Annotated in this window: 26 protein-coding genes and 1 pseudogene; 16 read left to right on the top strand and 11 right to left on the bottom strand. The window is 74.7% G+C overall.

The annotated features are described in order from the left end of the window. Positions 1-18: 18 nt before the first annotated feature. The gene (locus ACQEVB_RS18300) at positions 19-990 is read left to right on the top strand and encodes a small ribosomal subunit Rsm22 family protein (protein ID WP_432972606.1); all 972 of its coding nucleotides are present in this window, start codon (positions 19-21) and stop codon (positions 988-990) included. On the opposite strand, the gene thiD is transcribed toward ACQEVB_RS18300, so the two are convergent. Further along, positions 939-1,802 carry a bifunctional hydroxymethylpyrimidine kinase/phosphomethylpyrimidine kinase gene (gene thiD, locus ACQEVB_RS18295; protein ID WP_432972603.1) on the bottom strand — a complete coding sequence of 288 codons (864 nt, stop codon included), beginning with the start codon at positions 1,800-1,802 and terminating at the stop codon, positions 939-941. The two genes, ACQEVB_RS18300 and thiD, sit on opposite strands and share 52 nt — an antisense overlap. Before the next feature lie 128 nt (positions 1,803-1,930). On the opposite strand from thiD, the gene ACQEVB_RS18290 reads away from it, so the two are divergent. Continuing rightward, a complete protein-coding gene (locus ACQEVB_RS18290; protein ID WP_432972600.1) occupies positions 1,931-2,341 on the top strand; it encodes a DUF4189 domain-containing protein in 411 nt (136 codons plus the stop codon). Positions 2,342-2,345: 4 nt separating this feature from the next. Here ACQEVB_RS18290 and ACQEVB_RS18285 read toward each other — a convergent pair whose 3' ends face one another. Beyond that, a complete protein-coding gene (locus ACQEVB_RS18285) occupies positions 2,346-2,978 on the bottom strand; it encodes an RDD family protein (protein WP_432972597.1) in 633 nt (210 codons plus the stop codon). Further along, positions 2,975-3,652: a TetR/AcrR family transcriptional regulator gene (locus ACQEVB_RS18280; RefSeq protein ID WP_432972594.1), complete on the bottom strand. Its 678-nt coding sequence runs from the start codon at positions 3,650-3,652 to the stop codon at positions 2,975-2,977. Before ACQEVB_RS18280 ends, ACQEVB_RS18285 begins: the two co-directional genes overlap by 4 nt. 43 nt (positions 3,653-3,695) lie before the next feature. On the opposite strand from ACQEVB_RS18280, the gene ACQEVB_RS18275 reads away from it, so the two are divergent. The 8 genes from ACQEVB_RS18275 to ACQEVB_RS18240 all read left to right on the top strand — a co-directional run bounded on the left by ACQEVB_RS18275 (position 3,696) and on the right by ACQEVB_RS18240 (position 14,071). Further along, positions 3,696-4,493 carry a class I SAM-dependent methyltransferase gene (locus ACQEVB_RS18275; RefSeq protein WP_432972591.1) on the top strand — a complete coding sequence of 266 codons (798 nt, stop codon included), beginning with the start codon at positions 3,696-3,698 and terminating at the stop codon, positions 4,491-4,493. 296 nt (positions 4,494-4,789) lie between these two features. Further along, positions 4,790-6,004 carry a YibE/F family protein gene (locus ACQEVB_RS18270; RefSeq protein WP_432972588.1) on the top strand — a complete coding sequence of 405 codons (1,215 nt, stop codon included), beginning with the start codon at positions 4,790-4,792 and terminating at the stop codon, positions 6,002-6,004. A gap of 1,745 nt (positions 6,005-7,749) precedes the next feature. Further along, on the top strand, positions 7,750-8,991 hold the full coding sequence (locus ACQEVB_RS18265) for a hypothetical protein (RefSeq protein WP_432972585.1): 1,242 nt from the start codon (positions 7,750-7,752) through the stop codon (positions 8,989-8,991). Then, on the top strand, positions 8,988-9,602 hold the full coding sequence (locus ACQEVB_RS18260) for a DUF4129 domain-containing protein (protein ID WP_432972582.1): 615 nt from the start codon (positions 8,988-8,990) through the stop codon (positions 9,600-9,602). The genes ACQEVB_RS18265 and ACQEVB_RS18260 overlap by 4 nt, the downstream gene beginning before the upstream one ends. Next, on the top strand, positions 9,599-10,726 hold the full coding sequence (locus ACQEVB_RS18255; protein ID WP_432972579.1) for a DUF4350 domain-containing protein: 1,128 nt from the start codon (positions 9,599-9,601) through the stop codon (positions 10,724-10,726). The genes ACQEVB_RS18260 and ACQEVB_RS18255 overlap by 4 nt, the downstream gene beginning before the upstream one ends. After that, the gene (locus tag ACQEVB_RS18250; RefSeq protein WP_432972576.1) at positions 10,723-11,697 is read left to right on the top strand and encodes an AAA family ATPase; all 975 of its coding nucleotides are present in this window, start codon (positions 10,723-10,725) and stop codon (positions 11,695-11,697) included. The genes ACQEVB_RS18255 and ACQEVB_RS18250 overlap by 4 nt, the downstream gene beginning before the upstream one ends. Positions 11,698-11,764: 67 nt before the next feature. After that, positions 11,765-13,057: a DUF58 domain-containing protein gene (locus ACQEVB_RS18245; protein WP_432972574.1), complete on the top strand. Its 1,293-nt coding sequence runs from the start codon at positions 11,765-11,767 to the stop codon at positions 13,055-13,057. Between the two features lie 63 nt (positions 13,058-13,120). Further along, positions 13,121-14,071, top strand: a complete 951-nt coding sequence (locus ACQEVB_RS18240; RefSeq protein ID WP_432972571.1) for a hypothetical protein — start codon at positions 13,121-13,123, stop codon at positions 14,069-14,071. Here ACQEVB_RS18240 and ACQEVB_RS18235 read toward each other — a convergent pair whose 3' ends face one another. After that, positions 14,072-15,064 carry a stage II sporulation protein M gene (locus ACQEVB_RS18235; protein ID WP_432972568.1) on the bottom strand — a complete coding sequence of 331 codons (993 nt, stop codon included), beginning with the start codon at positions 15,062-15,064 and terminating at the stop codon, positions 14,072-14,074. Positions 15,065-15,095: 31 nt separating this feature from the next. Between ACQEVB_RS18235 and ACQEVB_RS18230 the strand changes: the two genes are divergently transcribed. Further along, the gene (locus tag ACQEVB_RS18230) at positions 15,096-15,932 is read left to right on the top strand and encodes an RDD family protein (protein ID WP_432972565.1); all 837 of its coding nucleotides are present in this window, start codon (positions 15,096-15,098) and stop codon (positions 15,930-15,932) included. 66 nt (positions 15,933-15,998) lie between these two features. Here ACQEVB_RS18230 and ACQEVB_RS18225 read toward each other — a convergent pair whose 3' ends face one another. The 4 genes and pseudogenes from ACQEVB_RS18225 to ACQEVB_RS18210 form a co-directional block, all read right to left on the bottom strand. Then, complete coding sequence (locus tag ACQEVB_RS18225; RefSeq protein WP_432980435.1) at positions 15,999-16,469, bottom strand: (2Fe-2S)-binding protein; 471 nt, start codon at positions 16,467-16,469, stop codon at positions 15,999-16,001. A 684-nt stretch (positions 16,470-17,153) separates the two neighbouring features. Next, positions 17,154-17,627 (bottom strand): annotated as a pseudogene (locus ACQEVB_RS18220) (ABC transporter ATP-binding protein); the annotation flags it as partial. 5 nt (positions 17,628-17,632) lie between these two features. Continuing rightward, positions 17,633-18,673 (bottom strand): FecCD family ABC transporter permease, encoded by a 1,041-nt coding sequence (locus ACQEVB_RS18215; RefSeq protein ID WP_432972562.1) that lies wholly within the window; start codon positions 18,671-18,673, stop codon positions 17,633-17,635. Continuing rightward, positions 18,670-19,848 carry an ABC transporter substrate-binding protein gene (locus ACQEVB_RS18210; RefSeq protein WP_432972559.1) on the bottom strand — a complete coding sequence of 393 codons (1,179 nt, stop codon included), beginning with the start codon at positions 19,846-19,848 and terminating at the stop codon, positions 18,670-18,672. The genes ACQEVB_RS18215 and ACQEVB_RS18210 overlap by 4 nt, the downstream gene beginning before the upstream one ends. 125 nt (positions 19,849-19,973) lie before the next feature. On the opposite strand from ACQEVB_RS18210, the gene ACQEVB_RS18205 reads away from it, so the two are divergent. Continuing rightward, positions 19,974-20,936, top strand: a complete 963-nt coding sequence (locus ACQEVB_RS18205; RefSeq protein ID WP_432972556.1) for a glycoside hydrolase family 6 protein — start codon at positions 19,974-19,976, stop codon at positions 20,934-20,936. On the opposite strand, the gene ACQEVB_RS18200 is transcribed toward ACQEVB_RS18205, so the two are convergent. Continuing rightward, on the bottom strand, positions 20,903-21,313 hold the full coding sequence (locus ACQEVB_RS18200; protein WP_432972553.1) for a winged helix-turn-helix transcriptional regulator: 411 nt from the start codon (positions 21,311-21,313) through the stop codon (positions 20,903-20,905). The two genes, ACQEVB_RS18205 and ACQEVB_RS18200, sit on opposite strands and share 34 nt — an antisense overlap. Before the next feature lie 100 nt (positions 21,314-21,413). Between ACQEVB_RS18200 and ACQEVB_RS18195 the strand changes: the two genes are divergently transcribed. Both ACQEVB_RS18195 and ACQEVB_RS18190 read left to right on the top strand, forming a co-directional pair. Beyond that, the gene (locus ACQEVB_RS18195; RefSeq protein ID WP_432980432.1) at positions 21,414-22,352 is read left to right on the top strand and encodes an NADP-dependent oxidoreductase; all 939 of its coding nucleotides are present in this window, start codon (positions 21,414-21,416) and stop codon (positions 22,350-22,352) included. 171 nt (positions 22,353-22,523) lie between these two features. Beyond that, positions 22,524-23,681: a hypothetical protein gene (locus tag ACQEVB_RS18190; protein WP_432972550.1), complete on the top strand. Its 1,158-nt coding sequence runs from the start codon at positions 22,524-22,526 to the stop codon at positions 23,679-23,681. Positions 23,682-23,707: 26 nt separating this feature from the next. Here the strand turns inward: ACQEVB_RS18190 and ACQEVB_RS18185 are convergent, their stop codons facing one another. Together ACQEVB_RS18185 and ACQEVB_RS18180 are read right to left on the bottom strand one after the other, a co-directional pair. Beyond that, positions 23,708-24,508 (bottom strand): IclR family transcriptional regulator, encoded by an 801-nt coding sequence (locus ACQEVB_RS18185; RefSeq protein ID WP_432972547.1) that lies wholly within the window; start codon positions 24,506-24,508, stop codon positions 23,708-23,710. Positions 24,509-24,530: 22 nt separating this feature from the next. Then, the gene (locus ACQEVB_RS18180) at positions 24,531-25,172 is read right to left on the bottom strand and encodes a pyridoxamine 5'-phosphate oxidase family protein (protein WP_432972544.1); all 642 of its coding nucleotides are present in this window, start codon (positions 25,170-25,172) and stop codon (positions 24,531-24,533) included. 61 nt (positions 25,173-25,233) lie between these two features. On the opposite strand from ACQEVB_RS18180, the gene ACQEVB_RS18175 reads away from it, so the two are divergent. Both ACQEVB_RS18175 and ACQEVB_RS18170 read left to right on the top strand, forming a co-directional pair. Further along, positions 25,234-25,674 carry an SRPBCC family protein gene (locus ACQEVB_RS18175; protein ID WP_432972541.1) on the top strand — a complete coding sequence of 147 codons (441 nt, stop codon included), beginning with the start codon at positions 25,234-25,236 and terminating at the stop codon, positions 25,672-25,674. After that, complete coding sequence (locus tag ACQEVB_RS18170; protein WP_432972538.1) at positions 25,671-26,627, top strand: carbohydrate kinase family protein; 957 nt, start codon at positions 25,671-25,673, stop codon at positions 26,625-26,627. Before ACQEVB_RS18175 ends, ACQEVB_RS18170 begins: the two co-directional genes overlap by 4 nt. The last annotated feature ends 43 nt before the right edge of the window (positions 26,628-26,670 follow it).

Genomic DNA, 26,670 nt, shown 5'->3' with positions numbered 1-26,670 from the left:
CGACCGCGGAGCCCTGCCATGACCGAACTCCCCGACGCCCTGCGCGCGGCGCTCGACGCCGCGCTGGCGCGCGTGCCGGAGGCTCGGCTGGCGGCGTCGGTGCAGCGGCTGATGACCGCGTACCGCTCCGGGGGCGCGTTGACCGCACCGGCGCTGGCGTCGGCGGCCGACGTCGCCGCCTACGCGGCCTACCGCATGCCGGCCACCTTCGCCGCCGTGCGGGCCGCCCTGCAGCAGGCCACGGAGGCGGTGCCCGGCTGGGTGCCCCGGACGCTCTGCGACGTGGCCGGCGGCACCGGCGCGGCGTCGTGGGCCGCTGTGGCGGCCCTGCCGAGCCTGCGCTCGGTGACCGTGCTGGACCAGGTGGGCGACGCGCTGACGTTCGGCCGCGACCTGGCTCGCGCCAGCCCGGACGCCGCGCTGCGCGACGCGACCTGGCAGCGCTGGCGCGCCGGCACCGAGGTGCCCGCCGCCGACCTGGTGACCATCTCCTACCTGCTCGGGGAACTCTCCCCCACCCAGCAGGCGACGGTGCTCGGGGCGGCGATCGCGGCCGGCGGCGCGGTCGCCGTCGTCGAGCCCGGCACCCCCGACGGCTACCGCAGGGTCCTGGCCGCCCGCGCCGCGCTGATCGAGCACGGCCTCGCCGTCGTGGCGCCGTGTCCCCACCAGCTCGCCTGCCCCCTCGACGGACGGGACTGGTGCCACTTCGCCGCCCGGGTGCCGCGATCCGCGCTGCACCGTCGGTTGAAGGACGCCCAGCTCGGCTGGGAGGACGAGAAGTTCGCCGTCGTCGTCGCGCTGCCCGGGCCTGCGCCGACGGTGCCGGGCCGGGTGCTGCGCCATCCGCGCTACCGCAAGGGCGTGGTCGCGCTGGAGCTGTGCACCCCCGCGGGCACGGCCGCGCCCGTGCTGGTGTCCAAGCGGGAGGGCGAGCGCTACCGGGCGGCCCGCGACACCGGCTGGGGCGACACCTGGCCGCCGGCCTGATCGGCTGCCGCCCACAGCTGCGCGAAGTGCGAGACCGGGCCGCTCCCCCCGCCGACGTGCAGGTCGTCGGCCGCCGCGATGCTGGCCGTGAGCCACCGCTTCGCCGCCTCGACGGCCTCCTCCCACGAGTCCAGCCGGACCCGCAGTGTCGCGACGGCCGACGACAGCGAGCACCCGGTGCCGTGCGAGTTGGTGGTGTCGATGCGTGCGGTGGCGAACTCGGTCGTCGTCCCGTCCGGTGCGACCAGCGCGTCGGGGGCGTGCGGGCCGCCGAGGTGACCGCCCTTGGCGAGCACCCGCACCCCGTGCGCGGCAGCCAGCCGGCGCGCCTGTTCCAGCACGTCGGACCACGCCGTGGCTGGCGGCTCGTCCAGCAGCGCGGCGAGCTCCGGCATGTTGGGGGTGACGAGGTCGGTGTGCGTGACCAGACCGCGCACCGCCTCCTCGGCGTCGGGCGCGAGCAGCCGGTCGCCGCTGGCCGCGACCATCACCGGGTCGAGCACCACCAGCGGCGGGCGCACCCGCGCCAGCCAGTCCCGCACGACCGCCACGATGTCGCCGTCGAACAGCATGCCGATCTTGACCGCGTCGATCTCGACATCGTCGCTGACGGCGTCGAGCTGCTCGGCCAGGAACGCGGGCGGCGGCACGTGGATCGACCGCACCCCGCGGGTGTTCTGCGCGACGAGCGCGGTGACCGCGGCCATCCCGTAGCCGCCGTTCGCGGCGATGCTCTTGAGGTCGGCGTGGATGCCCGCGCCACCGGTCGGGTCGGTCCCGGCGATGCTCAGCACCCGGGGCACACCTGTCATCGTCGACATCCCTTCGTCGGCACGACCCTACGTCCCGGGGCGTGGTGACGGCCGTCACACCAACCGTCGGCGCGGGTCGTCGATCTCCACGGGCGACCGCACGTCAGCCGAGCCGGAAGGCCGAACCCATGTCGCTCAGCACCCGCATCACCCGTGGCGCCACGACCGCCCTGCTCGTCGGGGCGACGGTCGCCGGGACCGCCCTCGCCACCGCCGGTGCGGCCGACGCCGCGACGCCCGGCGGCGGCTACTGGGCGGCGATCGCGGTCTCCCAGCGGACCGGCAGCGTCGGGTACGGGTACGACTACCCGACCGTAGAGGCGGCGAAGTCCGCCGCCGTGCAGAGGTGCGGGAGGTCGGACTGCCGTGTCGCGGTCTACGTGATCAACGGCTGCGTCGCACTGGCGCAGGCCCGCAACGGCGCGTGGGGGACGGCGTGGAGCGGTTCCCGCGCCGGGGCCGAGCGGATCGCCGTCCAGCACACCGCCGGGTCCGGTGCCCGCGTCATCGGCTGGGCCTGCACCACCGGGCACCAGTGAACGGTCAGCCCTTCGGTACGACGACCACGACGGTGCTGCAGATCTTGTCGGCGAACGTCTGCTTCATCGGGTCCCAGAGCGGCCACAGGTAGCCGACCAGCGCGATGCCGTCGAGGAAGTGCGCGAGCTGTCGCAGGAACGCCCCGCCGAACCCGATCGGGGCCCCGGACTGCATGCCCACGAGCTTCAGCCCGACGATCTTCTTGCCGATCGACTGCCCGGTGACGCCCTGCCGGTAGCACTGGTTCCAGATCGTGAACGCGATGAGCGCCACGTAGACCAGCACACCGAGGAACGCCAGCGACAAGCTCTGCGTGACGTACACGAGCAGGCCGACGAGGAAGAAGCCGACGAGTGCCGCGACGGCCGGGATACCGCCGTCGATGAGGGCCGCTGCGGCCCGGGCCGGCCACTCGGCGAGGGGCGCCACCTGCGGCGCGACACCGTAGCCCGGCTGGCCGTACGGCTGCTGGCCGTACGGCTGGGCGTAGGGCTGGTAGCCGTATCCGGGCTGCTGGTACGGCTGCCCCGGGTAGCCCGGCGCACCGTTGCCCGGTTGACCGTAGGGCTGCCCGTACTGCTGCTGTCCGTACTGCTGGCCGTACGGGCGCTGCTGCGGATCGAACGGCTGGTTCACGATGGCTCCGGGATCGACGCTGGGCTGTCGCCGGGAGTGTCTCCGCAGACGGGCCGTTCGTTACCCCGTCCGGCGGTACACGCCGGATCGGCGTGGGCCGCGATCGCGGCGGCGGCCTGGTCGAGCACGGCGAGCGTGCCGGCGGTGTCGCGGTCAACGATCCACGCGAGCGTCGCCCCGTCGAGCACGACGGCCGCGTGCCGGGCGAGCACCGGCACCGGCACCGCCCACGTGACGTCGGCGGCCGCCGCGACCGCGTCCAGGAACCGGGTGGTGGCCTGCAGGTAGGCCGCGTACTGGCGGCGGGCCACGGCGTCGAGGCCCGGCCGGCGGAGTGCGTACTGGGTGAGCTCGTAGGTGAGCTGGTGCGTGGCCGGATCGCCCTCGACGCCGCGCCAGTACGCGTGCATCCCCTCGCGCAGCATGTCCGCGACGGCGCGCCGCGGCGCGACCGACGCCATGGCGGCGGCGACGTTGCGTTCGGTGATCGTCTCGACGACGACGGCGAGCAGGTCCTCCTTCGATTCGAAGCAGTAGTGGAAGAACCCGAGCTGCATCCCGGCCTCGGTGACGACGGCGCGGGTCGTGGCCTTCGCGACGCCGTCGCGGGTCATCACCTGGATCGCGGCGTCCACGAGGACGCGCCGGCGCTCGTCGACCGACAGTCGTGCCACCCGCGCGAGGCTACCCAGCGGGGGTCGGGGTTACCGTCGGTCCGTGCCGACCGAGCTGAGCGGGGTCCCGGAGACCGCGCTGATCACCTTGCGCAACCGGGCCGTCGAGGCGGCGCGGCCGGACGGCGTGCTGGCGGACCCGCAGGCACTCGCGGTGCTGGAGCGGTTGGGCGAGCGCACCGAGCGCTACGCGACGTTCTCGAACGCCGACCAGGCGATCGCGCTGCGCGCGCGGGTGTTCGACGACGTGACCCGGCGGTTCCTCACCGAGCACCCGGGCGCCACCGTCGTCGCGCTCGGAGAGGGCCTGCAGACCTCGTTCTGGCGGATCGCCGACCCGCACGTCGACTGGCTGACCGTCGACCTGCCCGAGATGGTGGCGCTGCGGAAGCGGTTGCTGCCGGCCGAACCGCGGATGCGCGCGTTCGCCGGGTCGGCCCTCGACCGGGCGTGGATGAACGCCGTCCCGTCCGGCGCGCCCCCGTTGATCACGGCCGAGGGCCTGCTCATGTACCTGCCGCCCGACGAGGTGCGCGCGCTGCTGCGCGACTGCGCGGCCCGGTTCCCCGGCGGGGCGATGGTGTTCGACACCATCCCGGACTGGGCCAGCACCACAGAGGGCGCCTGGCTGTCGGCCGACTACAAGTTGCCCGCGATGCCGTTCCACCTGTCGCGGCGCGAGGCGGCCCGGCTCGTCGACACGGTGCCGGGGATCGTCGAGGTCGTCGACGTGCCGGCGCCGGCCGGGCGGGGACTGGTCGCGGCCCTCGTGCGGCTGGGGTGGAACCTGCCCGTGGCGCGCGACGTCCGGCCCACGATCACGGTGCTGCGGTTCGGCTGAGGCTTCGCCGGCGCCGGGGTTCCGCGGTGATCAAGGGCAAAAGGTCGTTCCGGGATCGATCCAGGGCGACATTCTGCCCTTGATCACCGACACTCCCCGGCCGGCTCGGCCCGTCCGGCCCGGCTGGAGGCGCGGTGATCATGGGCAAACCGTCGTTCCGAGATCGATCCAGAACCGCGTTCTGCCCATGATCACCGCAAACTCCCGGCTGCCCAAGCCCGGCAGCCGACAGACCAGCCGGACTCGCTACCCGGCCCGCGCACCGGACACCGCTGCGCGGACGGGACGATCTGCCGGTGAGCAGAGCTGCCCGTCACCGCCGCCGCGCCGCCACCGAACCTCCGGCGATCGCCGGGCACCACCGCGGGCACGGGCACTCGCACGAACCGCCGGCACCCGCCGGGCGACGGGTGCGGGTCGCGATCGCCGCGCTGCTCGTGCCGGCCGCGCTGGCGACGGCGGTGGGGATCGTGCTTTTCGCGCCGTGGTCGGGTTTCGCCCGCACCGACGCCGCGGCAGCGGCCGGGCCGCGGGTGCCAGGGCACGTCACGGCGGCGACGGAGGTGCCGTGCGACACCGCCGATCCCGGCGCCCCGCTCGACTGCGTGGCGCTCGACGTCACGCTCGCCGATGGGCGCACGGTGCAGACCGTGGCGTCGAAGGTCCGCGGAACCGTCCCGTGGGGCGCCGGCGACGACATCGTGCTGCTGCAGTCCGGCGACCCGGCCGATCCCGCCTCGTACGACCCCGTGGACTTCCAGCGGGGCACGCCGATGCTCGTGCTCGCCGTCCTCTTCGCCGTCGCGGTGGTGGCGCTGGGCCGCTGGCGGGGGCTCGCGGCGCTGATCGCGCTGGGCCTGTCCCTGGTCGTGCTGGTGACCTTCGTGCTGCCGGCCATCCTGGCGGGCCGCGACCCGCTCGCCGTGGCCGTCGCCGGGTCGTGCGCGATCATGTTCGGGGTCCTGTACCTGACGCACGGCTTCTCCGCGCGCACGTCGACGGCCGTGCTGGGCACGCTCGCGTCGCTGGTGCTGATCGGGGTGCTCGGCGCGGTGTTCGTCGCGGCCGCGCACATCACCGGGCTGGGCGAGGACACCGCGGGGCTCGCCCGCGCGCTGGGCACCTCGGTGGACGGGCGCGGGCTGGTGCTCGCCGGGCTCGTCATCGGCGCGCTCGGCGCCCTCGACGACGTGACCGTCACCCAGACCTCTGCGGTGTGGGAGCTCAACGCCGCCGATCCCGCGATGCGTCCGCGGGCGCTGTTCGCCGCGGCCATGCGGATCGGACGCGACCACGTCGCGTCCTCGGTGAACACGCTCGTGCTGGCCTACGCGGGCGCCGCGCTGCCGCTGCTCCTGCTGTTCTCGGTCGCCGAGCGCGGCCTCACCGACACCCTCACCACCGAGGTGATCGCGGTCGAGGTGGTGCGCACGCTCGTCGGCAGCATCGGCATCGTCGCGTCCGTGCCCGTGACGACCGCGCTCGCGGTGGCCGTGGTGACGCGGCGGTAGCAAGTGGAGCACTGAGCGCCGGTTCGGCTGCGAGATCATTCCGGGTGTCGAACGACGCCTGACATGCACAACCCACCGCAGGCACGGGGCGTTGTACACAGCACCTGACAGCCAAACGTCCGCATCGTGACTCTGCGTCAACAAGCTGCCGCCACAGCCGGCCCAGGCTCTCACGCTGAGTGAGACCCTGTCTTCCAGGGCAAACTTTCTACCTCAAGTTTTTCCAAAGTTGCCCGAACGAGCCACCGAGGGCTCTAACATCAAGACCATTGAACAACCGCCTCGGAACAACACATTGGTCCACCCATCGAAGCAGGGTGAGTTTTAGACGCCCGCCGATGACGGACGATGCTCAGACGATTGGTCCGGTGCCAACCATCGCCGAGATCAATTCGTCACTGCATCAAACCCAACTCGCATCCGGAGGAATGAGTGTACAAGACAGCCCTATCTGGACTAAAATGGTGGCTTATGGCGCCACTTCTTGCAATTGCAATCACCGTCGGAGTGGCTCCGGCAGCTGCGTATGCCGCGCCAGCACTACAGCCCGCCCCGACCGTGGCAATCGGGCGTTGCGTCGCGTCGACGACAGACCCCTGCGTCATCTTCAGCAAGACGGAGACCAGCAACTTGGCGGACGGAGGGCCCGCACTGGTTGCTTCGCTGATCGCCACGGGATGCAGCCTGTTTCCACCGCCGGCCAACATCGTCTGCGCTGTCACCGGAGGCATCATTGGCCCTGGAATGGTGATCATGGCCCGCATCGCACGGAGCAACGGAGCTTGCGTTGGAATCGCAGTTAACATTGTCAGCAAGAGAGCGACTCCGACCTCCGCGAAATGCCTACAAGAATAACATCGACTACGCTGCACGCGACCTCGCAGTGTGGCAATTCCAGAAGTGGCACCCTGCCTCCCGCGGCGAATCGGAGAGCCAGCATTAAGTTGCCGCCGGGGCACACTGGGTTGATACGACTGCCCAACTGTGCAGCCAATTCGAGCTTCTAGCCCGATCCTTGGTCGCCCGGCCGATGGTGATCTTGACCGGTGTCCGATCCGGTCATGAGGTCGGATTCTGCCTGCTGAGAATGCCGAGGTCGCTCGGTGCGCCGGGTCCACCACGGTCCGGTCGGCTTCAGGGCTCGTCGGGACGGTCGGGGTCGCGTTCATCTGGGACGGCGAGCGCGGAGCCAGCTATCCCGGCCAGGACTCGCGCGGTCCATGGTGAGCGGGCGGGCAGGTGCAGCACGGTGCGGCGGGCGTGACGCCGCTTCAGCGGGAAGCGACAAGATGCGCAGGCGCAGTCGTTTGGGTTCCCAGCGCCGCGCGGGCTCGGTGGCGAAGGCGAGCGGTTGGTCCAGGCGGTGGTCTCGCAGGCGAGCATGACGATGGCCTGCCAGATCCGGTTCTGGTTCGACTCCGCAGGGGCCAGGTTGCGCAGCCCGTTGTCTTTCGCAGCGCTGATGCGGTCCTCGACCCGGGCTCGGCGGCGATGCCGCAGCTCGAGGTCGGCGTTGCCGCCCGGGTTCCACCGTGGCGGGTGTTGGTGGCGAAGGCGATGTAGCGGTGCCCGTTCGGGGTCGGTCAGGCACAGTTGCGTCGCGGGGCGCGGGCGTTCGCGGCGCGCGCACGATCACCCGCATCCCGGCCGGCCACCCAGACAGCGCCATGATGACGCTGATGCGTGGCGGAAGCCCTCCCCTCCACCTGGCACGATGGAACCCCAGGCGTCACGACGGGGGATAGATGAGCGAGCCATCGGAGTGGACACGACCGGGCGACCGGTCGCAGGACGAGCAGCGGGAAGCAGATCCGCCGGGTCCCGACCCCACCTCGCCCGCCGGCCACGATGGCAGCGACCCGTGCGGCCCGTCACTGGAGAAGGCGTCGACCGAGCCGGCGCGCGTTGACCCGACACCGACCATCCCGAACCTTGGCACCCAGTACCCGCCGCTATGGCAGCCCCCGGCCGGGCAGCAGCCGTCGGTCGCGAACGTGCCTCCCGCCAGCGGGTCCCATCCCGGCCTGTCCACCCCGCAGTGGCAGCCTCAAAGGGCGGTCCGGCCTGGTGTGATCCCGCTGCGCCCGCTCGGCTTCGGCGAGATCCTCGACGGCGCCATCAGCTTCATCCGCAGCCAACCTCTAGCCACGATCGGGCTCTCGGCCGCGATCGCAGCCGTAGTCCAGCTGCTGAACCTTATCGTCGGGTTGATGACGGGCTTTCCCGTCCAGCCGAACCCGGCCGGCGCGGAGCGCGACGTCGAGCGCTACCTCGACGAGCTATCAGGCTTCTTCGGGAAGTCGATGATCTCGGGCGGCATCTCGTTCCTCGGCATCTCGGTGCTGACCGGTCTGCTGATCGTCGTGCTGTCGCAGGCCGTACTGGGACGCCGGATGGAGGTCGGAGAGGCCTGGCGTGCCGCCAGGGGACGGCTGCTGGGCCTGATCGGCGTCACGTTCTTGTCCGCTCTCGGGGTGGCGGCGGCGATCTTCCTCGGGTTCGTGCCCGCGCTGGTAGCGGGACTGCTCGGAGCGAGCGAGGTCGCCATCGTGGGACTGACGCTGCTCGGGATGCTGGGCGGTCTCACCGCCGCGATCTATCTGTGGGTGTCATGGTCGCTCGTCGGCCCGGTGTACGTGCTGGAGCACGCAAGCGCCATCGGGTCGTTCCGCCGGTCGCGGGCGCTCGTGAAGCGGGAGTGGTGGCGGGTCCTAGGTCTACTGCTGCTCGCCACCCTGATCGCCACCGTGATCGCGACGATCATCACGGTCCCCTTCGCGGGTGTCGCGGCCGCCGTCAGCGGGGGCGCGTTCGGCGTCACCGCCCCGCTGAACCCCGCGGGCATGGTGGTGGTAGCACTCGGCGCGGTCATCGCCAGCACGCTCACCACGCCCTTCCAGGCCGGGGCCGTCGGGTTGATCTACTTCGACCAGCGGATGCGCCGCGAGGGCCTGGACATCACGCTGCAGCGCGCCGCCCAGCAGTGATCCCGATCGAGATCGGCCGCGACGAGGCCGCCGACGCGGCGGCCCGGGAGCTGGCCGATCCGAACTACCACAGCGACCAGGGCATCGTCGGCGCGATCTTCTCCTGGATCGTCGAACGGATCGCGGACCTGTTCCAGCTGGCTGCCGACGTGACGCCGGGCGGGTACCTGTCGCTGCTGGTGCTGCTGGTGGTCGTGGTGGCGGCGGTCGTGGCGATCCGGCTGCGGATCGGGCCGATGGGGCGCAGTGCCGCCGCGCCCGTGCAGCTGTTCGAGGGCGGGCCGCTGACGGCCGCGGAGCACCGCCGCGCCGCCGATGCGTTCGCCGGTCGCGGCGAGTGGGCCGAGGCCGTCCGGTCCCGGTTGCGGGCCGTCGTGCGCGGCCTGGAGGAGCGCGACCTGCTCGACGCGCGGCCCGGGCGGACCGCCGACGAGGCGGCCCGCGAGGCCGGCGCCGTGCTGCCGCAATGCGCGGACGATCTGGCCGCGGCGGCCCGGACGTTCGACGACGTCTGGTACGGCGGCCGCACCGCCACCGCGGAGATGGACGCGCAGCTCCGCGCGGTCGACGCGGCCGTCGTGCGCGCGCGGCCGGTCGGGACCTCGCGGTGACCACTGCGGTGCGCCGCGATCCGCGCGCGGTGTGGCGGGCGGCCCGCGGCCCGCTCACGATCGCGGCGGTGCTGATCGTGCTGGCCGTCGTCGTCGCCGCGGTGAGCCCGCGCACGACCCGCGGCCACCTGGACCCCGACTCGGTCGGCGGGGAGGGCAGCCGGGCGCTGGTGACGCTGTTGCGGGAGCGCGGGGTGCAGGTCGAGCACGCGACGCGGTCGGCCGACGTCCAGGGGGCCGGGCGCGACACGACGGTGCTGGTGCCGTTCCCGGACATGCTCTCGCAGTTCCAGCTGGACACCCTGGCGGCGACCCAGGCCGATCTGGTGCTGCTCCAGCCGACCGACGGGCAGCTGCGCGTGCTCGCGCCGGGGGTGACCGTCGACCGCCGATCGGGCACGGAACGTCCGCTCGAGCCGGGCTGCCTGCTCCCGGCCGCACGCGCCGCCGGGTCCGCCGTGCTGGGCGCCGGCACGTTCACCGCGCCGCCGGACGCGATCACGTGCTACTCCACCCCTGAGGGCCCGGCGCTGGTGCAGGTGCAGGCCGGCGGGCGCACGGTGGTGGTGCTCGGCGGCCGCACCGCGTTCACCAACGACGACCTCGCCGACGAGGGCGACGCGGCGCTGACGATGAACCTGCTGGGTGCGCACCCGCGGCTGGTGTGGTTCCGGGCGCTGCCGGAGGGCGCGCCCGTCGACCAGCAGCGCAGCATCGACGAGCTGGTGCCGCCGGGCTGGCTGTGGGCCGCTGGCATGCTCGGGGTCGCCGCCGTGCTGGCCGCGGCCTGGCGGGCGCGCCGGCTCGGCCGGGTCGTCACCGAGCCGCTGCCGGTGACCGTCCGCGCCGCGGAGGCCGTGGAGGGCCGGGCCCGGCTGTACCGGCGGGCCAGGGCGCGCGGGCACGCCGCGGACGTCCTGCGGGAGGCGTCCCGGGCGCGGCTGGCCGCGCTGGTGGGGGCCGCGGAACGGCCGGCGCTCGTCGCGGCCGTGGCGGAGCGGACCGGGCGGCCACCCGGCCAGGTCGACGGGCTGCTGTACGGTCCAGCGCCTGTGGACGACTCCGCGATGATCGATCTGGCCAGGGCGCTGGACGCCTGCGAAGCGGAGGTACGACGCGCATGACGACCGAGGCACTCCCCGATGCCGACGCTGCGCGGGCCGCGTTGCACGACGTCCGGCGCGAGGTGGCCAAGGCGGTCGTCGGCCAGGACGCGGCGGTGACGGGCCTGGTCGTTGCGCTGCTGTGCCGCCGGCACGTGCTGCTCGAAGGCGTGCCGGGGGTGGCGAAGACGCTGCTCGTGCGCGCGCTCGCGGCGACCCTGACCCTCGACGCGAAGCGTGTCCAGTTCACCCCCGACCTCATGCCCGGCGACGTCACCGGCTCGCTGGTCTACGACGCGCGCACCGCCGAGTTCTCCTTCCGCGAGGGCCCGGTGTTCACCAACCTGCTGCTCGCCGACGAGATCAACCGCACCCCGCCGAAGACGCAGGCGTCGCTGCTGGAGGCGATGGAGGAGCGGCAGGTGTCCGTCGACGGGCAGCCGCGGCCTCTCCCCGACCCGTTCGTCGTGATCGCGACGCAGAACCCCGTCGAGTACGAGGGCACGTACCCGCTGCCGGAGGCGCAGCTCGACCGCTTCCAGCTGAAGCTGACGATGCCCCTGCCCGACCGGGCTGACGAGATCACGATCCTGTCCCGGCACGCGGCCGGGTTCGACCCGTCCGACCTGGCCGCAGCCGGGGTCACGGCCGTCGCCGGGCCCGCCGACATCGAGGCCGGCCGCCGCGCCGTCAACGAGGTCACGCTGGCGCCCGAGGTGCTCGGCTACGTCGTCGACGTGTGCCGGGCGACCCGCTCGGCCCCGTCCGTCACGCTGGGGGTGTCGCCGCGCGGGGAGACGGCGCTGCTCGCCGCCGCGCGGGCGTGGGCGTGGCTGTCGGGCCGCGGCTACGTCACCCCCGACGACGTGCAGGCGCTCGCGCGCCCGACGCTGCGGCACCGCCTGCGCCTGCGCCCCGAGGCGGAGCTGGACGGGGTCACGCAGGACGCGGTGATCGACGGCGTCCTGGCCACGGTCCCGGTCCCCCGATGACCTCACACACCGAGTGGGGTCGCCACACACGGTGCAGCATGTGTGAGGTCCGCACTGGGTGTGTGACGTGGCGCTGACCGGGCGGCTAGCGCTCGTCGCCGCCCTCGGGGCCCTCGTGTGCGGGGTGTTCCCCGGGCCTGCCGCGTTCCTCGCCGTGCTCGGTGTGCTGTTGCTCGGCGTCGTCGTGGACGTGGTGCTCGCCGCACCCGTCTCCGCACTGGCGCTGCGCCGCTCCGGCGACACCGCGGTGCGGCTGGGCGGCAGCGTGTCCGTCGAGCTGGTGATCGCCAACCCCGGCCCGCGCACGCTGCGCGCCCTCGTGCGCGACGCCTGGCCGCCCAGCGCGGGCGCGTCGCCGACCCGGCACCGGGTCACCGTGCCGGCCGGGGAACGGCGCCGCCTGACGACCAGCCTGACGCCGACCCGGCGGGGTGACCGGCGCGCCGACCGCGTCACCGTGCGCTCGTTCGGGCCGCTGGGGCTGGCCGCCCGGCAGGGCCACCACGAGGTGCCGTGGTCGGTGCGGGCGCTGCCCCCGTTCACCTCGCGCAAGCACCTGCCCTCGCGGCTGGCCCGCCTCCGCGAGCTGGACGGGCGCACCGCGGTGATGGTGCGCGGGCAGGGCACCGAGTTCGACTCGCTGCGCGAGTACGTCATCGGCGACGACGTGCGCTCCATCGACTGGCGCGCCACCGCGCGCGCCGCCGACGTCGTCGTGCGGACGTGGCGGCCGGAGCGCGACCGGCAGGTGCTGATCGTGCTGGACACCGGCCGCACGGCCGCCGGCCGCGTCGGGGACGCCCCGCGCCTGGACACCGCCATGGACGCCGCGCTGCTGCTGGGCGCGCTCGCCGCCCGCGCCGGCGACACCGTCGGCCTGCTGGCCTACGACCGGACGGTCCGCGCGCAGGTCGGCGGCGCCGGCCGCGGCGACCTGCTGCCCGGGCTCGTGCAGGCTATGGCGCCGCTGGAGCCGGAGCTGGTGGAGACCGACGTGCGCGGCATGGTGGCTGCCGTGCTGGCCCGTGCGACGCGGCGGTCGCTGGTGGTGCTGTTCACCGGGCTCGACCCGGCCACGGTCACCGAGGGGCTGCTGCCGGGCCTCCCGTCGCTGCTCACCCGGCACACGGTGGTGGTGGCCGCGGTGGCCGATCCGCGGGTCGCCGAGCTGGCCGCCGACCGGTCCGACGCCGACGCCGTCTACGGCGCGGCGGCGGCCGAGCGCGCCCGCGCCGAGCGACGCACCGCGGCGGCCCAGCTGACCCGGCGCGGCGTCACCGTCGTCGACGAGCCCCCCGACACGCTCGCCCCCGCCGTCGCCGACGCGTACCTGGCCCTGAAGGCGGCCGGGCGGCTCTGATCAGGGTTCGGGTCGGGGTCGTCCCGCAGTTGCGGCGGTCCCGCTGCGGCCACACTGATCGGCGTGGGGGAACAGCTCAAGGACGTGCTGGCCGCGCCGGTGACGCGGGTGCTGCTGGTACTCGTGGTGGCGCAGCAGATCGGGGCGGCGCTCGGCTCGCTCGCCGCGACGGGGCTCGCGGGCGTCCGGTGGGGACAGTCCCCCGTCGACGACGCCCTGGCGCTGCTCGGCGCCGTGCTGGGCACGCTGGTCGCCGGCGTGCTGCTGCGGCCCGGCGAGCTGCCCGCCGCCGCGGTGCGGGCTGAGCCGCAGCGGTCGTGGCCGGGGCCCCGGCTGGGTGCCGTGGCACTGGTCGCGGCGCCGCTCCTGCTGCTGGCCGGCGAGGCCGTCCGCATGGGGCACTTCTACTACTACCCCGCCCAGCTCGCGGCGATGGCGACGGATCGCACCACGATCCTCGTCTCGTACGGGCTGTTCACGCTCGGCCTGCTGGCACTCGTGCCGGCGTTCCTCGCGCTGGCCGCGATGATCGCGGTGCGGGAGCCGGGCTGGGCGTTCTGGGGCGCCACCGCCGCGGTGCTGGGCACGGCCGTGCGGCTGTTCCAGGACGGCATCGGCTTCCTCGCCCTGCACCTCGTCGACGTGCAGGGACTCGACACCGCGACGCATGCGGTCACTGCGACCTACCAGTCCTGGTACGTGCTCTACCCGCTCACGTTCCTCGACAACATCGGCTGGGCGCTGCTCGCCGTCGGCGCGGTCCGGGCCGGGGTGCTCGGCTGGCTGCCGGCCGCCGGCGTCGCGATCATGCTGACGCACTCCAGCGGCGTGTTGAAGGGCAGCGCGGTGAACTCGCTGGTCGCCACGGCGCTGCTGGCCGCTGCGCTCGTTCCGCTCGGGGTGGCGGCGTGGCGCGCGGCCCCGCCGGTGTCCCGCGCGGCGTGGCGCGGTGGCTGGGTCGCGGCCGCCGCGCTCGTCGCTCTGTACGCCTACCACCTGCTCGTGGAGGTCTGATCAGCCGGCGGTGGGGAGCAGGTCACCCGCCTCGTCGACGTCGCCCGTCTCGCCGGCCCGCGCGGCGCGGCGGCCCAGCACCCACACGTACGCGACGAACGCCAGCTCGGCGAGCACCCCGATGCCGATGCGCGCCCACGTCGGCAGCCCGGACGGCGTCACGAACGCCTCGATCACGCCGGACACGGCCAGCAGCAGCGCCACGCCCAGCGCCATCCCGACGGTGGCCCGCCCGGCGGCCGCGACGGCGGTGGCGCGCGGCAGCGGACCCGGGTCGACCAGCGTCCAGCCCAGCCGCAGCCCGGCCCCGGCGGCGACGAACACGGCGGTCAGCTCCAGCAACCCGTGCGGGGTGATCAGGCCGAAGAACAGGTCCAACCGGCCGGCGCCGGCCATGATCCCGCCGGTGACGCCGATGTTGAGCACGTTCTGCCAGAGCACCGAGACCACCGGCACGATCAGGATCCCCGACACCAGGCAGATCGCGGCGATCCACGCGTTGTTCGTCCACACCTGCGCCGCGAACGAGCCGGCCGGCGCCGACGAGTAGTACTGCTCGAACTCGACGTCGACGAGCCTGCGGATCTCCGCCGGCGACGCGATCGCGGACTGCACGTCGGGCGACCCGGCCACCCACGCGCCGACCACCAGCGACAGCACGACGCTCACCGCGGAGACGCAGAGCCACCAGCGCCGACCTGCGTAGAGCGCGGCCGGGAACCCGGCCACGAGGAACCGCACCGCCACCTTCCACGCCGGCGTGTGCACGCCCGCGATCGCCGAGCGCGCCTCCGCGACCAGCTGGGACAGCCGCTGCACCAGCGCCGGGTCCGGCGACGACGAGCGGATCGTCGACAGGTGCGTCGCCGTGCGCTGGTAGAGCGTCACCAGCTCGTCGGCCTCCGGCCCGGACAGCCGCGACGCCCGCGCGACGAGCCGCTGCAGCCGCTGCCACTCCGGGCCGTGGCGGGCCGTGTAGGCGTCGACGTCCACGTGGTCAGCCTAACGACGGCACAATGGCCGGGTGCGTGACGTGATCACCGGCGAGGCCGTGGTGGTGGAGCTGCCGCTGGCCCAGCTGGCGTCGCGCTCGCTCGCGTTCGGCATCGACGCCGCGCTCGTGCTGATCCTGGACGTGCTGATCCTGCTCGGCTACGCGTTCGCCGGCACGTTCGACGCCGACCCCGCCTTCGCGGCGGCGATGGTGATCGGCACGTCGGTGCTCGTGCTGGTGGGCGTGCCCGTCACCGTCGAGACGCTCAGCCGCGGGCGCAGCCTCGGCAAGCTCATCGTCGGGCTGCGGGTGGTGCGCGACGACGGCGGGCCGATCCGGTTCCGGCACGCGCTGGCCCGCGGACTCGCCGGGCTGATCGTCGACTTCGGGGTGGTCAGCGGCTTCACCGGCGCCGTCGCCCTGTTCTCGTCGCTCATCTCGCCGCGCGGCAAGCGGATCGGCGACCTCCTCGCCGGCACGGTCGTCGTGCGCGACCGGGTGCGCACGACCACGCGCGGCGGGATCGTGATGCCGCCGCCGCTGGCCGGGTGGGCGAACACCGTGACGCTCTCCCAGGTGCCGGACGCGCTGGCGCTCTCGATCCGCCAGTTCCTGCTGCGCGCGCCGGACATGGACGCGCAGGCGCGCGCGTCGATGGCCACGTCGTTCGCGGCGGAGGCGACGGCGCTGGTCAGCCCCGCCCCGCCGCCCGGCACCCCGCCGGAGGCGTTCCTCGCCGCGGTGCTGGCGGAGCGCAGCCGCCGCGAGACCGCGCGGTTGAACGTCGAGCAGGCCGCAGCGGCCCCGGTGCGGCCTCCGCCGGCCCCACCGCCACCGCCCGCGGACGGCTTCACCCTCCCCCGCTGACGCGTCGAGAACGACGTTGCGGTGATCAAAAAGCCTTGTTGATCACCGCAACGTCGTTCTCGTCGCCTACCCGGGGGTGAGTGCGCAGTCGCCGCAGTAGCCGCCGGCCGGCGTGCGGTAGTACAGGCAGCAGGAGCGGCGGCGGAACCCTGCCAGACCGCCCTCGCTCGTGCCGGCCAGCGGGCCGGTGCCGAGCAGCTCCTCCACGATGCGCGTGGCCGGGCCGCCGCCGAGCACCGTCAGCGCGCCCACCAGCGCCGACGCGACGTTGCCCCACAGCAGCCCCTCGGCGACGGGGCCGTCCGCCGCCACCGCCTCGACGAGCGGGCGCAGCTGCTGCTCCAGCAGCACGTCGGCGACGAGCGCGGCGCCCGGTTCGGGGGTGCGCCAGCCGCCGACGTGCGCGCACGCCAGCTCCATGGCCTGCCCCGGCCGGCTGCGCACGACCGTGCCGGCAGGATCGAGGTCCAGCACGACCCCGCGACCGAGCCCGGCCAGCACCGGCGAGACGAGCCGGGCCGCGAGTCCCTGGAGCATGATCGACGCGGCCACCCGGCGCTCGGTGGTGCCGAGCCGCGCACCGACGGTGTCGGTGAGCGCGGCCAGGCCGGCGGCATCCAGAGCCGTCCAGCCGTCGCCTGCGCGCTCCTGCACGGCGAAGTACGGGCCGACGGCCGCGGCCGCGGCGAGCGCGTCCGCCACCTCGGCGTCCGCGGCGCGGCGGGGCGCCGCGGCCGTGGTGGTTCGGGCCCACTCCGCCAGCTCGGACCAGCCGGCGAGCTGCCGGGTGGCGCCCGCGGCCTGTGCCCGGAAGCCGTGCGGGTGGCCGGTGACCTCGGCGTCGGCCGGCCCGTCCGGCTCCGGGGTCCAGCCCTCGCGCTGCAGGGCGCGGCCGATCAGGGCCGCGTGCTCCCCGCGGATGCGCACGGTCGGGCCGGCCGGTCCGGTGCGGGCGAACGTGCCCGACCCGGCGTCGAAGGCCAGCGCGGGGGTGTCGAAGACCGCGCCGATCCGGCCGGTCGCGGTCAGCTCCTCAGGGGTGCCGGTGTGCAGGTCGCCGTCGGCGCCGACCAGCCACACGCGGTCGGCCAGCCGCAGGGCCGACTCCAGGTCGTGCGACGACGCCACGACGCACATCTTCGCCGTGCGGGCGAGGTCGCGCAGGAGGACGAGCAGCCCGACGCGCGCGGCGACGTCGAGGAACGCGCCGGGCTCGTCGAGCAGCAGGACCTGCGGCGCCTGCGCGAGCGCCCGCGCGACGAGCACCCGCTGGCGCTCCCCGTCGGACAGCTCGGCGACCCGGCGTGCCGCGAAGGGCGCGGCACCGGTCGCGTCGAGCGCGCCGTCGATCGCCGCGAGGTCGGCCCGGCCGAGCCGACGGAACGGACCGGTGTGCGGGAGCCGGCCGAGGCCGACGAGCTCGTGCGCGGTCAGCAGCCCGGGTTCGACGCGGTCGGTGAGCACCACCGCCAGCTGCCGGGCCCGCTCGGTCGGGGTGCGCGCGAGCAGGTCGACCCCGTCGAGGCGGACGCTGCCGGCGAGCGGCGGCAGCAGCCCGGCGGCCGTTCGCAGCAGCGTGGACTTGCCGGCACCGTTGGGTCCGATGAGCACGGTCAGCTCGCCCGGAGCAGCGGCGGCGTGGACGCCGGCCAGCACGGTGCGGCCGCCGTGGCCGACCGTCAGGCCGTCGAGCACGAGCGTCACGTCGCCGCACCCGCGAACCGGCTGCTGCGCAGCAGCACCGCGATCACGACGGGTCCGCCGATCAGCGAGGTCACCACGTTCAACGGCACGACGAGCTCGGCGCCCGGCGGGTGCGCGGCGATCGTGCAGGCCAGCAACGTCACCGCGCCGACGAGCGCGGTCGCCGGCAGCAGCAGCCGGTGATCGGACGTGCCCGCCACCAGCCGGGCCAGGTGCGGCACAGCGATGCCGACGAAGGCGATCGGCCCGCAGTACGCGGTGATCCCGCCGGCCAGCAGGGCGGCCGCGACCAGCACGGCGATCCGCACGAGCCGGACGTCCACGCCCATGCTGCGGGCGTAGTCCTCGCCGAGCAGGAACGCCGTCAGCGGCGCGGCGACCAGCCCGGCCAGCACCAGCCCGGCCGCGACGACCGCCGCGAGGACCGGCAGGTCGGCGCCCGTGGTGGCGTCGACGCTGCCCAGGCCCCACACCAGGTACTGCTGGGCGGTCAACGGGTCCGACCACACCAGCACGAGGCTCACGACGGCAGCCGCCACGGCACCCACCATGACACCGACGATCAGCAGCGTGACCGCGGAGCGCACGCGCCGGGCCAGCACCAGCACGAGCCCGAGCACCCCGGCGGCGCCGACCGCGGCCGCGCCCACCGCGCCCACCCGGCCGAGTCCGACCAGGCTCGCGCCGAAGGTGGCGCCGGCCGCAGCGGTCGTCGTCGCGGCGAGGAACAGCGCCACCCCGAGGCTCGCCCCGGCCGAGACGCCGAGCACGTACGGGTCGGCGAGCGCGTTGCGGAAGAGCGTCTGCATGAGCAGCCCGGCCACCCCCAGCCCGGCTCCGGCCAGCACGGCGGTGCCCGCGCGGGCGAGGCGGAACGTGCCGATCACGACGCTCCACCGCGGATCGGAGGGCTCCGCCCCGACGATCACCCGCACCGTGTCGGCCAGCGGCACCGGTACCGGTCCCGGCGCCACGGCCAGCACGAACAGGATCCCGCCGACGAGCGCGAGGCCCACGAGCGCGCCCGCTCCCCTCACCCGGTGGCCTGCCGGTAGTAGACGAACTCGTGGCCGGGCAGCCGGTCCGGGTGCAGGATCGCGGCGAGGTCGGCGAGCACCTCGTCGGGGTGGGTGACGCCGCGCTCGAAGACGTCGTTGCCGCCGGTCGGGCCCACCCGCCGGTCCCGCGTCCACACCTGGCCGTCGCGCACGGCGGCCAGGGTGCCGTACCGGGCGTCGGCGGCGACCACGGCCGCCTTCGTGGGCAGCGGGCCGTCGGTGAGCCAGATCCGGGCCTGGCCGTCGGCGGCGAACACCGTCTCCAGGTCCTGGGCGAGCGCCCCGGAACCGGGGTTCGCGGCCTGCGACCAGGTCCCGCCGGCGTCGCGGACCAGGTTGCCGGCGATGCCGCCGCCCTGCGGAACCCGCCAGGTGCCCTGGTAGGCGGCACCGAGCAGCACCGGGACGGGCGGCGCTCCCGCGACCTTCGCACGGACGTCGGCGTAGCGGCGGGCGATGTCGTCGTAGACGCGGTTCGCCTCGGCGTCGTGGCCGGTCAACGCGCCCACCACCTTGATCCACTCGGCCTGCGCGAGCGGGCCGGTCTCGAGGTAGTCGGCCCAGCCGATCACCGGCACGCCACCGGTGCGCAGCGCGGGGAACGCCGGGTCCTCCGTGCCCTGGCTGAGCAGCACCGACGGCGCCGCGGCCAGCACCGACTCGCCGTTGATCTGGCCGTTGGTGGCGAACCCGCGCACGGCGCCGGACGCGATCCGGGCCCGCACCGCCGTGTCGGAGACGTAGTCGGGAGTGGCGACGCCGGTCAGGACGTCCAGCGCGCCGACGTCGGTGATCATCGGCAGCTGCGTGGTGGAGGCGGCGTAGACGCTGCGCACCGGCGTCTCGATGACGGGCGCGCCGGCGAGCTGCGGCGGCAGCTGCGGCCGCGGCGCGCCGCACTGCAGCAGCACGTAGGACTCGGGGGCGCCGCCCGGGTAGGGCTGCTTCACCGTCAGCACCCGGTAGCTGCGCTCGTAGTCGAGCGTGACGGCGGTGGCGTGCTCGAACTGCGCCTTGACCGGGAAGTAGTCGGTCTGCGGATCGAAGGCCGTGACGCAGCCCGGCGCCGGTGGCGCGACCGGGGGTGCCGCGGCGCAGCCTGCGAGGGCGAGCAGGGCGGCGGCGCAGGACACGGCCAGGCGGGCGGGCAACACGATCATTGATCGTCGCATCCCGCCGTCCGCCCGAGCGATCCGCATCACCCCGGATCGGGCGGTCCCCGACGCCCGACCGGGTTGCAGTGCCGTCCGGCCCCGATCCGCGGTGTCAACCTGCTGAGGTGCTCCCCTGCGTTGCCGCCGCGCTCGTCGCCGTCCTGCTGGCACCGGCCGGCGTCCCGGCCGCGGTGCCCTGCGCGGCCGGCATCGTGTGCGCCGATCATCTCTTCGTCGACTCGGAGGGCGCGGCCCCCGAGCAGGTGCGCACCCTTCGCGCGCAGGGCCGGACGGCCGACGCGGCCGCGCTGGAGAAGATCGCCGGGCAGCCGCAGCCCGAGTGGGTCACGGGCAGCGCCGACGACGTCGCGGGCCAGGTCGGGCCCTACCTCGCCCGAGCGCGCGCCGCGGGCGGACGGCCGCTGCTGGTGGGGTACGCCATCCCCGGTCGCGACTGCGGCGCCGGCTACTCCGCGGGCGGTGCGGGCGACGCCGCGGCCTACGAGCTCTGGTCGACGGCGTTCGCGCAGGCCGTGCGCGGCAGCGGCGCGATCGTCGTGCTGGAGCCGGACGCGATCCCGCACGCGCTGCAGGGCGAGTGCGCCGGCGACCCGGACGCGCGGTACGCGCTGCTCGCCGACGCCACGCGCAAGCTCGCCGCCGCCGGCGCCGCGGTCTACCTCGACGCCGGCCATCCCGGCTTCACCGGCGACGTCGCCGCCACCGCGGACGCGCTGCGCCGCTCCGGGGTGACGCAGGCCGCCGGGTTCAGCCTCAACGTCGCCAACTTCGGCTCGACCGCCGAGAACGTCACCTACGGCACCGCGATCTCGACCGCGCTCGGCGGGAAGCACTTCGTCATCGACACCAGCCGCAACGGTGCCCCCGACGCGGCGGACGGCTGGTGCAACCCGCCGGGCCGGCGCCTCGGCGAGGCTCCCACGCTCAACCCCGGCATCCCGCTCGTCGACGCGCTGCTGTGGATCAAGCGGCCGGGCGAGTCCGACGGCGACTGCGGTGGCGACGCTCCGTCGGCCGGCGAGTGGTACGGGTCCTACGCGCTGTCGCTCGTGACGCCGTCGAAGTAGTCGCGGGCCTCCTCGACCTCGTCGATGTGCCGCTCGGCCCACTGCTTGATCTGGCGCATGACCGGCAGCAGCGTCTCCCCGAGCGGGGTGAGCCGGTAGTCGACGCGCACCGGCACCGACGCGTGCGCCGTCCGCGCGACCAGGCCGTCGCGCTCCAGGGACCGGACGGTCTGCGTCAGCATCTTCTGGCTGATCCCGGGCATGGTGCGCATCAGCTCGCTGTAGCGCTGCGGGCCCACGGCGAGGGCCACCAGCACGAGGCTCACCCACTTGTCGCTGATCCGGGCGAGCAGCTTGTGCGTGGGGCATTCGCGGATGAACGCGTTGTACTCGATCGCGGCCAGCTCGCGGCGCTGGGCCGCGGTACGGGTCGTCACGTCCTACCTCCAGGAGCGGTACGCACTTCAAGGTGCCTTCTTCCCCATGGAGAGTAACGCGCCGAAGGTGTGCAGCATGACCATTTCAGTGCAGCACTCCATGAGAGCGGTCGTGGTGGACGAGCCCGGCGGCCCCGACGCGGCCGTGCTCGTCGAGGTGGCGGTGCCCGAGCCGGGGCCGGGCCAGGTGCGGATCCGGGTGCGGGCGGCCGCCGTGAACCCCGTCGACGGGTTCGTGCGCTCCGGTGCCGCGACCGCGGCCGGGTTGGTGGTGCCCCGGGACCGCCTGGGTCTGGGTTGGGACGTGGCCGGCGAGATCGACGCGATCGGCGACGGCGTGGCCGGGTTCGCCGTCGGCGACGCGGTGATCGGGCTCGCCGACCGCCTCGACGTGCCGACGGCGGCGTACGCCGAGTGGATCGTGCTGGACGCGGACGCCGTCGCGCCGGCGCCGGCGGGCTGGAGCGCGGTGGAGGCGGCGACGCTGCCGCTGAACGCGCTCACCGCGGCACAGGCGCTCGACGTGCTGGACCTCGTCGCCGGCTCGACGGCGCTGGTCACGGGCGCGGCCGGCGCGGTCGGCGGGTACGCGGTGGAGCTGGCCGTCGCGGCCGGCCTGCGGGTGGTCGCCGTGGCCGGGGCGGACGACGAGAAGCTGGTGCGCAGCCTCGGCGCCGAGCGGTTCGTGCCCCGCGACGCCGAACGGCTCGGCGCGGCCGTGCGCGCGCAGGTGCCCGGCGGCGTCGACGGGGTGCTGGACGCCGCCGTCGTCGGCGTCGCCGCCCACGACGCCCTGCGCGGCGGCGGCGCGTTCGTGTCGGTGCATCTCGGCTCCGCGCCACCACCGTTGCGCGGAAGCCGGGTGACGCGCGTCGCCGTCCGCGCGGACGGACGGCGCCTGCGGCAGCTGTCGGAGCTGGCCGCGGCCGGCCGCCTGACCGCCCGGGTGGCGGACGTCCTCCCCTTGGCACAGGCGGCAGAAGCACACCGGAGGCTGGCGGACGGCGGGCTGCGGGGCCGCCTGGTGCTGACGCCCTGACGGGAAAGTGGCTTTGCTGCCACGGGGGCCGGGCCTACCCTCCCCGGCATGCACACGGTGCGGCGATTCGGTCGCCCCCGGCCGCGACGCGGCGGGGGGCGCTAGCCGCGCGTCCTCGTGCCCGGCGGCCGGGGGGTCGATCCCCTGCCACCGCCACCGTGAGGACCTGCCGTGCTGCTCTCCCCCGACGCCCTGTCCGCCGCGCTCGCCGTCCGCGACCTGACCGATCCCGCCGCCGGACCGCACGCCGTCCAGCTCGTCGTCAACGACGTCGTCGCGGCGTTGACGGCCCGCTGGCGGGTGCCGGCGATCGAGCACCGCCCGCACCCCGTCGTGGACGTCGCCGACAACTACGACCGGCTCGGCTACGCCCCGGACGCGGTCACGCGCGACGCCCGCTACAGCCACTACGTCACCCCGACGACCATGCTGCGCAGCCACGTCAGCTCCGGGGTGCCGGGCGCGCTGCGAGCCCTCGACCGCGACACGACCGACGTCTTGCTCGTGCTGCCGGGCATGGTGCACCGGCGCGACGCCGTCGACCGCCACCACGTCGGCACCCCGCACCAGCTGGACCTCTGGCGGATCGTGCGCGACCGCCCGATGCGCCCGGCCGACCTCGCCGGGATGATCGACGCGGTGGCCGCGGCCGCCGTGCCGGGTCGGGCCGTGCGCACCGAACCCGCCGTCCACCCGTACACGGTCGACGGCTGCCAGGTCGACGTGCGCGACGGCGACGGGTGGGTGGAGCTGGCCGAGTGCGGGCTGGCCGCGCCGGCCGTGCTGGCGGGCGCCGGGCTCGACCCCGCGCGCTGGAGCGGTCTGGCGCTGGGCATGGGGCTGGACCGCGCGGTGATGCTGCGCAAGGGCGTGCCCGACATCCGGCTGCTGCGCGCCACCGATCCGCGCATCGCCGGGCAGATGCTCGACCTCTCCCCGTGGCGGCCGGTCTCGCAGCGGCCGCCGGCCCGCCGCGACCTGTCCCTCGTCCTCGACGCCGCCGACGCCGACGTCGAGCTGCTCGGCGACCGCGCCCGGGCCGCGCTCGGCCCCGACGCCGACGCGCTGGAGGAGCTGTCACTGCGCGCGATCACCCCGCACGAGCAGCTGCCGCCCCGCCTCGGCACCCGTCCGGGGCAGGTGAACGCGCTGGTCCGGCTGGTGCTGCGCCCCGTCGACCGCACGCTGACCGCGGCGGCGGCCAACGCGCTGCGCGACCGGGTGTACGCGGCGCTGCACGAGGGCCCGGTCGCGGAGTGGGCGGGCCGCGACGGTGATCATGGGCAAACCGTTGCTGGTGGATCTTGGGAAGCGACGTTCTGCCCATGATCAACGCCGCACCCGGGGCCGGTGCCTCAGCCCGGTGCGGCCGCCGCCAGCTGCCCGGCGAGGGCCTGCGCGGCCGTCTGCAGCTGCGGCGCGATCCGCTCCACCGCCTCCCACGTGACGCGCGCGGCGGGGCCGGACACCGACAGCGCCGTCGCGGAGGGCGCTCCCGGCACCGCCACGGCGACGCAGCGCACGCCCAGCTCCTGCTCGGCATCGTCGACGGCGTAGCCGCGGGCCCGCACGCGGTCGAGCTCACGCAGCAGCAGCGCCGGGTCGGTGATCGTGTGCGGGGTGGCGGCCGGCAGCCCGGTGCGCGCGATCAGCGCCCGGACCTCGACCGTCGGCAGCGTCGCGAGCAGCGCCTTCCCCACGCCGGTGCAGTGCGCGGGCACCCGGCGTCCGACCTCGGTGAACATGCGCATCGTGTGCTGCGACGGCACCTGCGCAACGTAGACGACCGCGTCGCCGTCGAGCATCGCGAGGTTCGCCGACTCACCCGTCGCCGTGACGAGCGCGGTGAGCTGCGGGCGGGCCCACTCGCCGAGCATGCGCGACGCCGCCTCGCCCAGCCGGATCAGCCGCGGCCCCAGCGCGTAGCGCCGCGACGGGAGCTGCCGCACGTGCCCCGACGCCACGAGGGTGCGCACCAGCCGGTGGATCGTCGGCAACGGCAGGCCGGAGCGGCTCGCCAGCTCCGACAGCGCCACCCCGTCGGGACCGACGCCGTCGGCGAGGTGTTCGAGCAGCGCGAACGCCCGATCCAGCGACTGCACCCCGCCGCCGCGCACGCGCTCCGGCACGGGCCCTCCGATCGACTCGTCCCCCACCGATCGGACGAGGATAGCCCGCTCAGGACTCCTGGTAGATCTTCTCCGCGTACGCCGGGCCGTAGTGCGCCTCGACCTCGGCGAGCGGCTGGTCCTTCCGCTCGAGGGCGTGCGAGATCCGGGCGCGGCTCGGCACGCGGCCGGTGTCCCACGTCTCCGGCTTCCACGTCCTCGACCGCAGGAACGCCTTCGCGCAGTGGTAGAAGACCTCCTCGACCTGCAGCTCCAGCGCCAACCGGGGCCGGTGCCCCTTCACGACCATGTCGTCGAAGTACGGACCGTCGGTGACGATGCGGGCGCGGCCGTTGATCCGCAGCGTGTCGTCGCGGCCGGGGATGAGGAAGATCAGCCCGGCGTGCGGGTTGACGACGATGTTGCGGTAACCGTCGACGCGCCGGTTGCCCGGCCGCTCCGGCATCGCGATGGTGTGCGGGTCGAGCACGCGCACGAACCCGGCCGGGTCACCCTTCGGGGAGACGTCGCAGCGCCCGTCGGCGTCGCTCGTGGCCAGCATGATCAGCGGGGTGGCCGCGATCCACTCGACGTCGATCGCGTCGAGGGACGTGCGCACCTTGTCGGCCGACGGCGGGGCCGGCCTGCCGATGAGCGCCTCCAGCTCCTCGATCGTCGTGATCTGACCGGTGCCCGCGGTGGTTGCCGTCACCCTCGCGAGTCTAGGAAGCCGGCCGGTCGCGTGTCGCGGCCTTTGCGGCAGGATGTCGGTCATGGCACAGGTGACGGCACAGGCCAGGCGGTCCATCGCAGCCCCGGCCGACGAGGTGTACGCGGCGCTCGCCGACTACGCCACGACCCGACCGAAGATCCTCACCGAGAGCTACTCCGACTACCGCGTCGAGTCCGGTGGTCACGGTGCCGGCAGCCGGGTGGCGTGGAAGCTGCAGGCCACCAAGTCGCGGGTGCGCGACCAGGTCGTCGAGGTCACCGAGCCCGCCGCGCATCAGCTCGTCGAGGCGGACACGAACTCGAGCATGGTCACCACCTGGACCGTCGCCGGCGACGGCGACCGCAGCACCGTCACCGTCGACACCTCGTGGAACGGCGCCGGCGGCATCGGCGGGTTCTTCGAGCGCACCTTCGCGCCGCGCGGCCTCGCCCGCATCCACGACGGCGTGCTGGAGAAGCTCGACTCCGTGGTCACGCAGTGACGATCGCCGTCGCGGGCGAGGCGCTGGTCGACCTCGTCCCGGCCCCGGTCGGGGAGTACTTCGAGGCCCGTCCCGGGGGCAGCCCCGCGAACGTCGCGCTCGGCCTGGCCCGGCTCGACGTGCCGGCCCGGCTGCTCGCCCGGATCGCCGACGACCCGATGGGGCGCCGGATCCGCGAGCACCTCGCGAGCAACGGCGTGCAGCTCGACCACGTCGTCACCGCGCGGGAGCAGACGTCGCTGGCGCTGGTCACCGTCGGCGAGGACGGCGGCCCGAGCTACGACTTCCGCATCGACGGCACCGCCGACTGGCAGTGGAGCGCCGACGAGCTCGTCGGGGCGATCGACCCGTCCGTGGTGGCGGTGCACTCCGGCTCGCTCGCGCTGACCACCCCACCCGGCGCCGGCGTGCTGCGGTCGCTGCTGGCCGATGCCGCCGCCACCGCGACCATCAGCTACGACCCCAACTGCCGGCCGATGCTCATGGGCGACCCCGCCGACGTGCTCGCCGGCGTCCACGAGGTGCTGGCGTTCGCCGACGTCGTGAAGGTCAGCGCCGAGGACCTCGAGTGGCTGCTGCCCGGCACCACCCCCGCCGACGTGCTCGACGACTGGCTCGGCCGCGGCCCCGCCGTCGTCGCCGTCACCCTCGGCGGGGACGGCGTCATCGCCGGGAGCGCCGGCGGGCTGCGCACCCGGCGACCCGGCATCCCCGTGCAGGTCGTCGACACCGTCGGGGCCGGCGACACGTTCTCCGCGGCGCTGCTCGCGGGGCTGCACGACCGCGGCCTGCTCGGCGCAGCCGCCCGCGACCGGCTCCGCGCCATCGACGCCGAGACGCTCGACCGGCTGCTCGACCGGGCGGCCGAGGCGGCATCGATCACGTGCTCGCGCCGAGGCGCCGACCCGCCCACGGCGGCGGAGCTGAACCGCTCCACCGGCTACCACTACTGAGCAGCCGCCGGGGCCGGGGCGGTGGGTGACGGCCCCAGATCCC

The sequence above is a fragment of the Pseudonocardia sp. CA-107938 genome (assembly GCF_050936315.1).
In the GTDB taxonomy this organism is placed as follows: Bacteria; Actinomycetota; Actinomycetes; order Mycobacteriales; family Pseudonocardiaceae; genus Pseudonocardia.
Note: the sequence above shows the minus strand (reverse complement) of the source record. Positions and strands in the feature narration are given on the sequence as shown.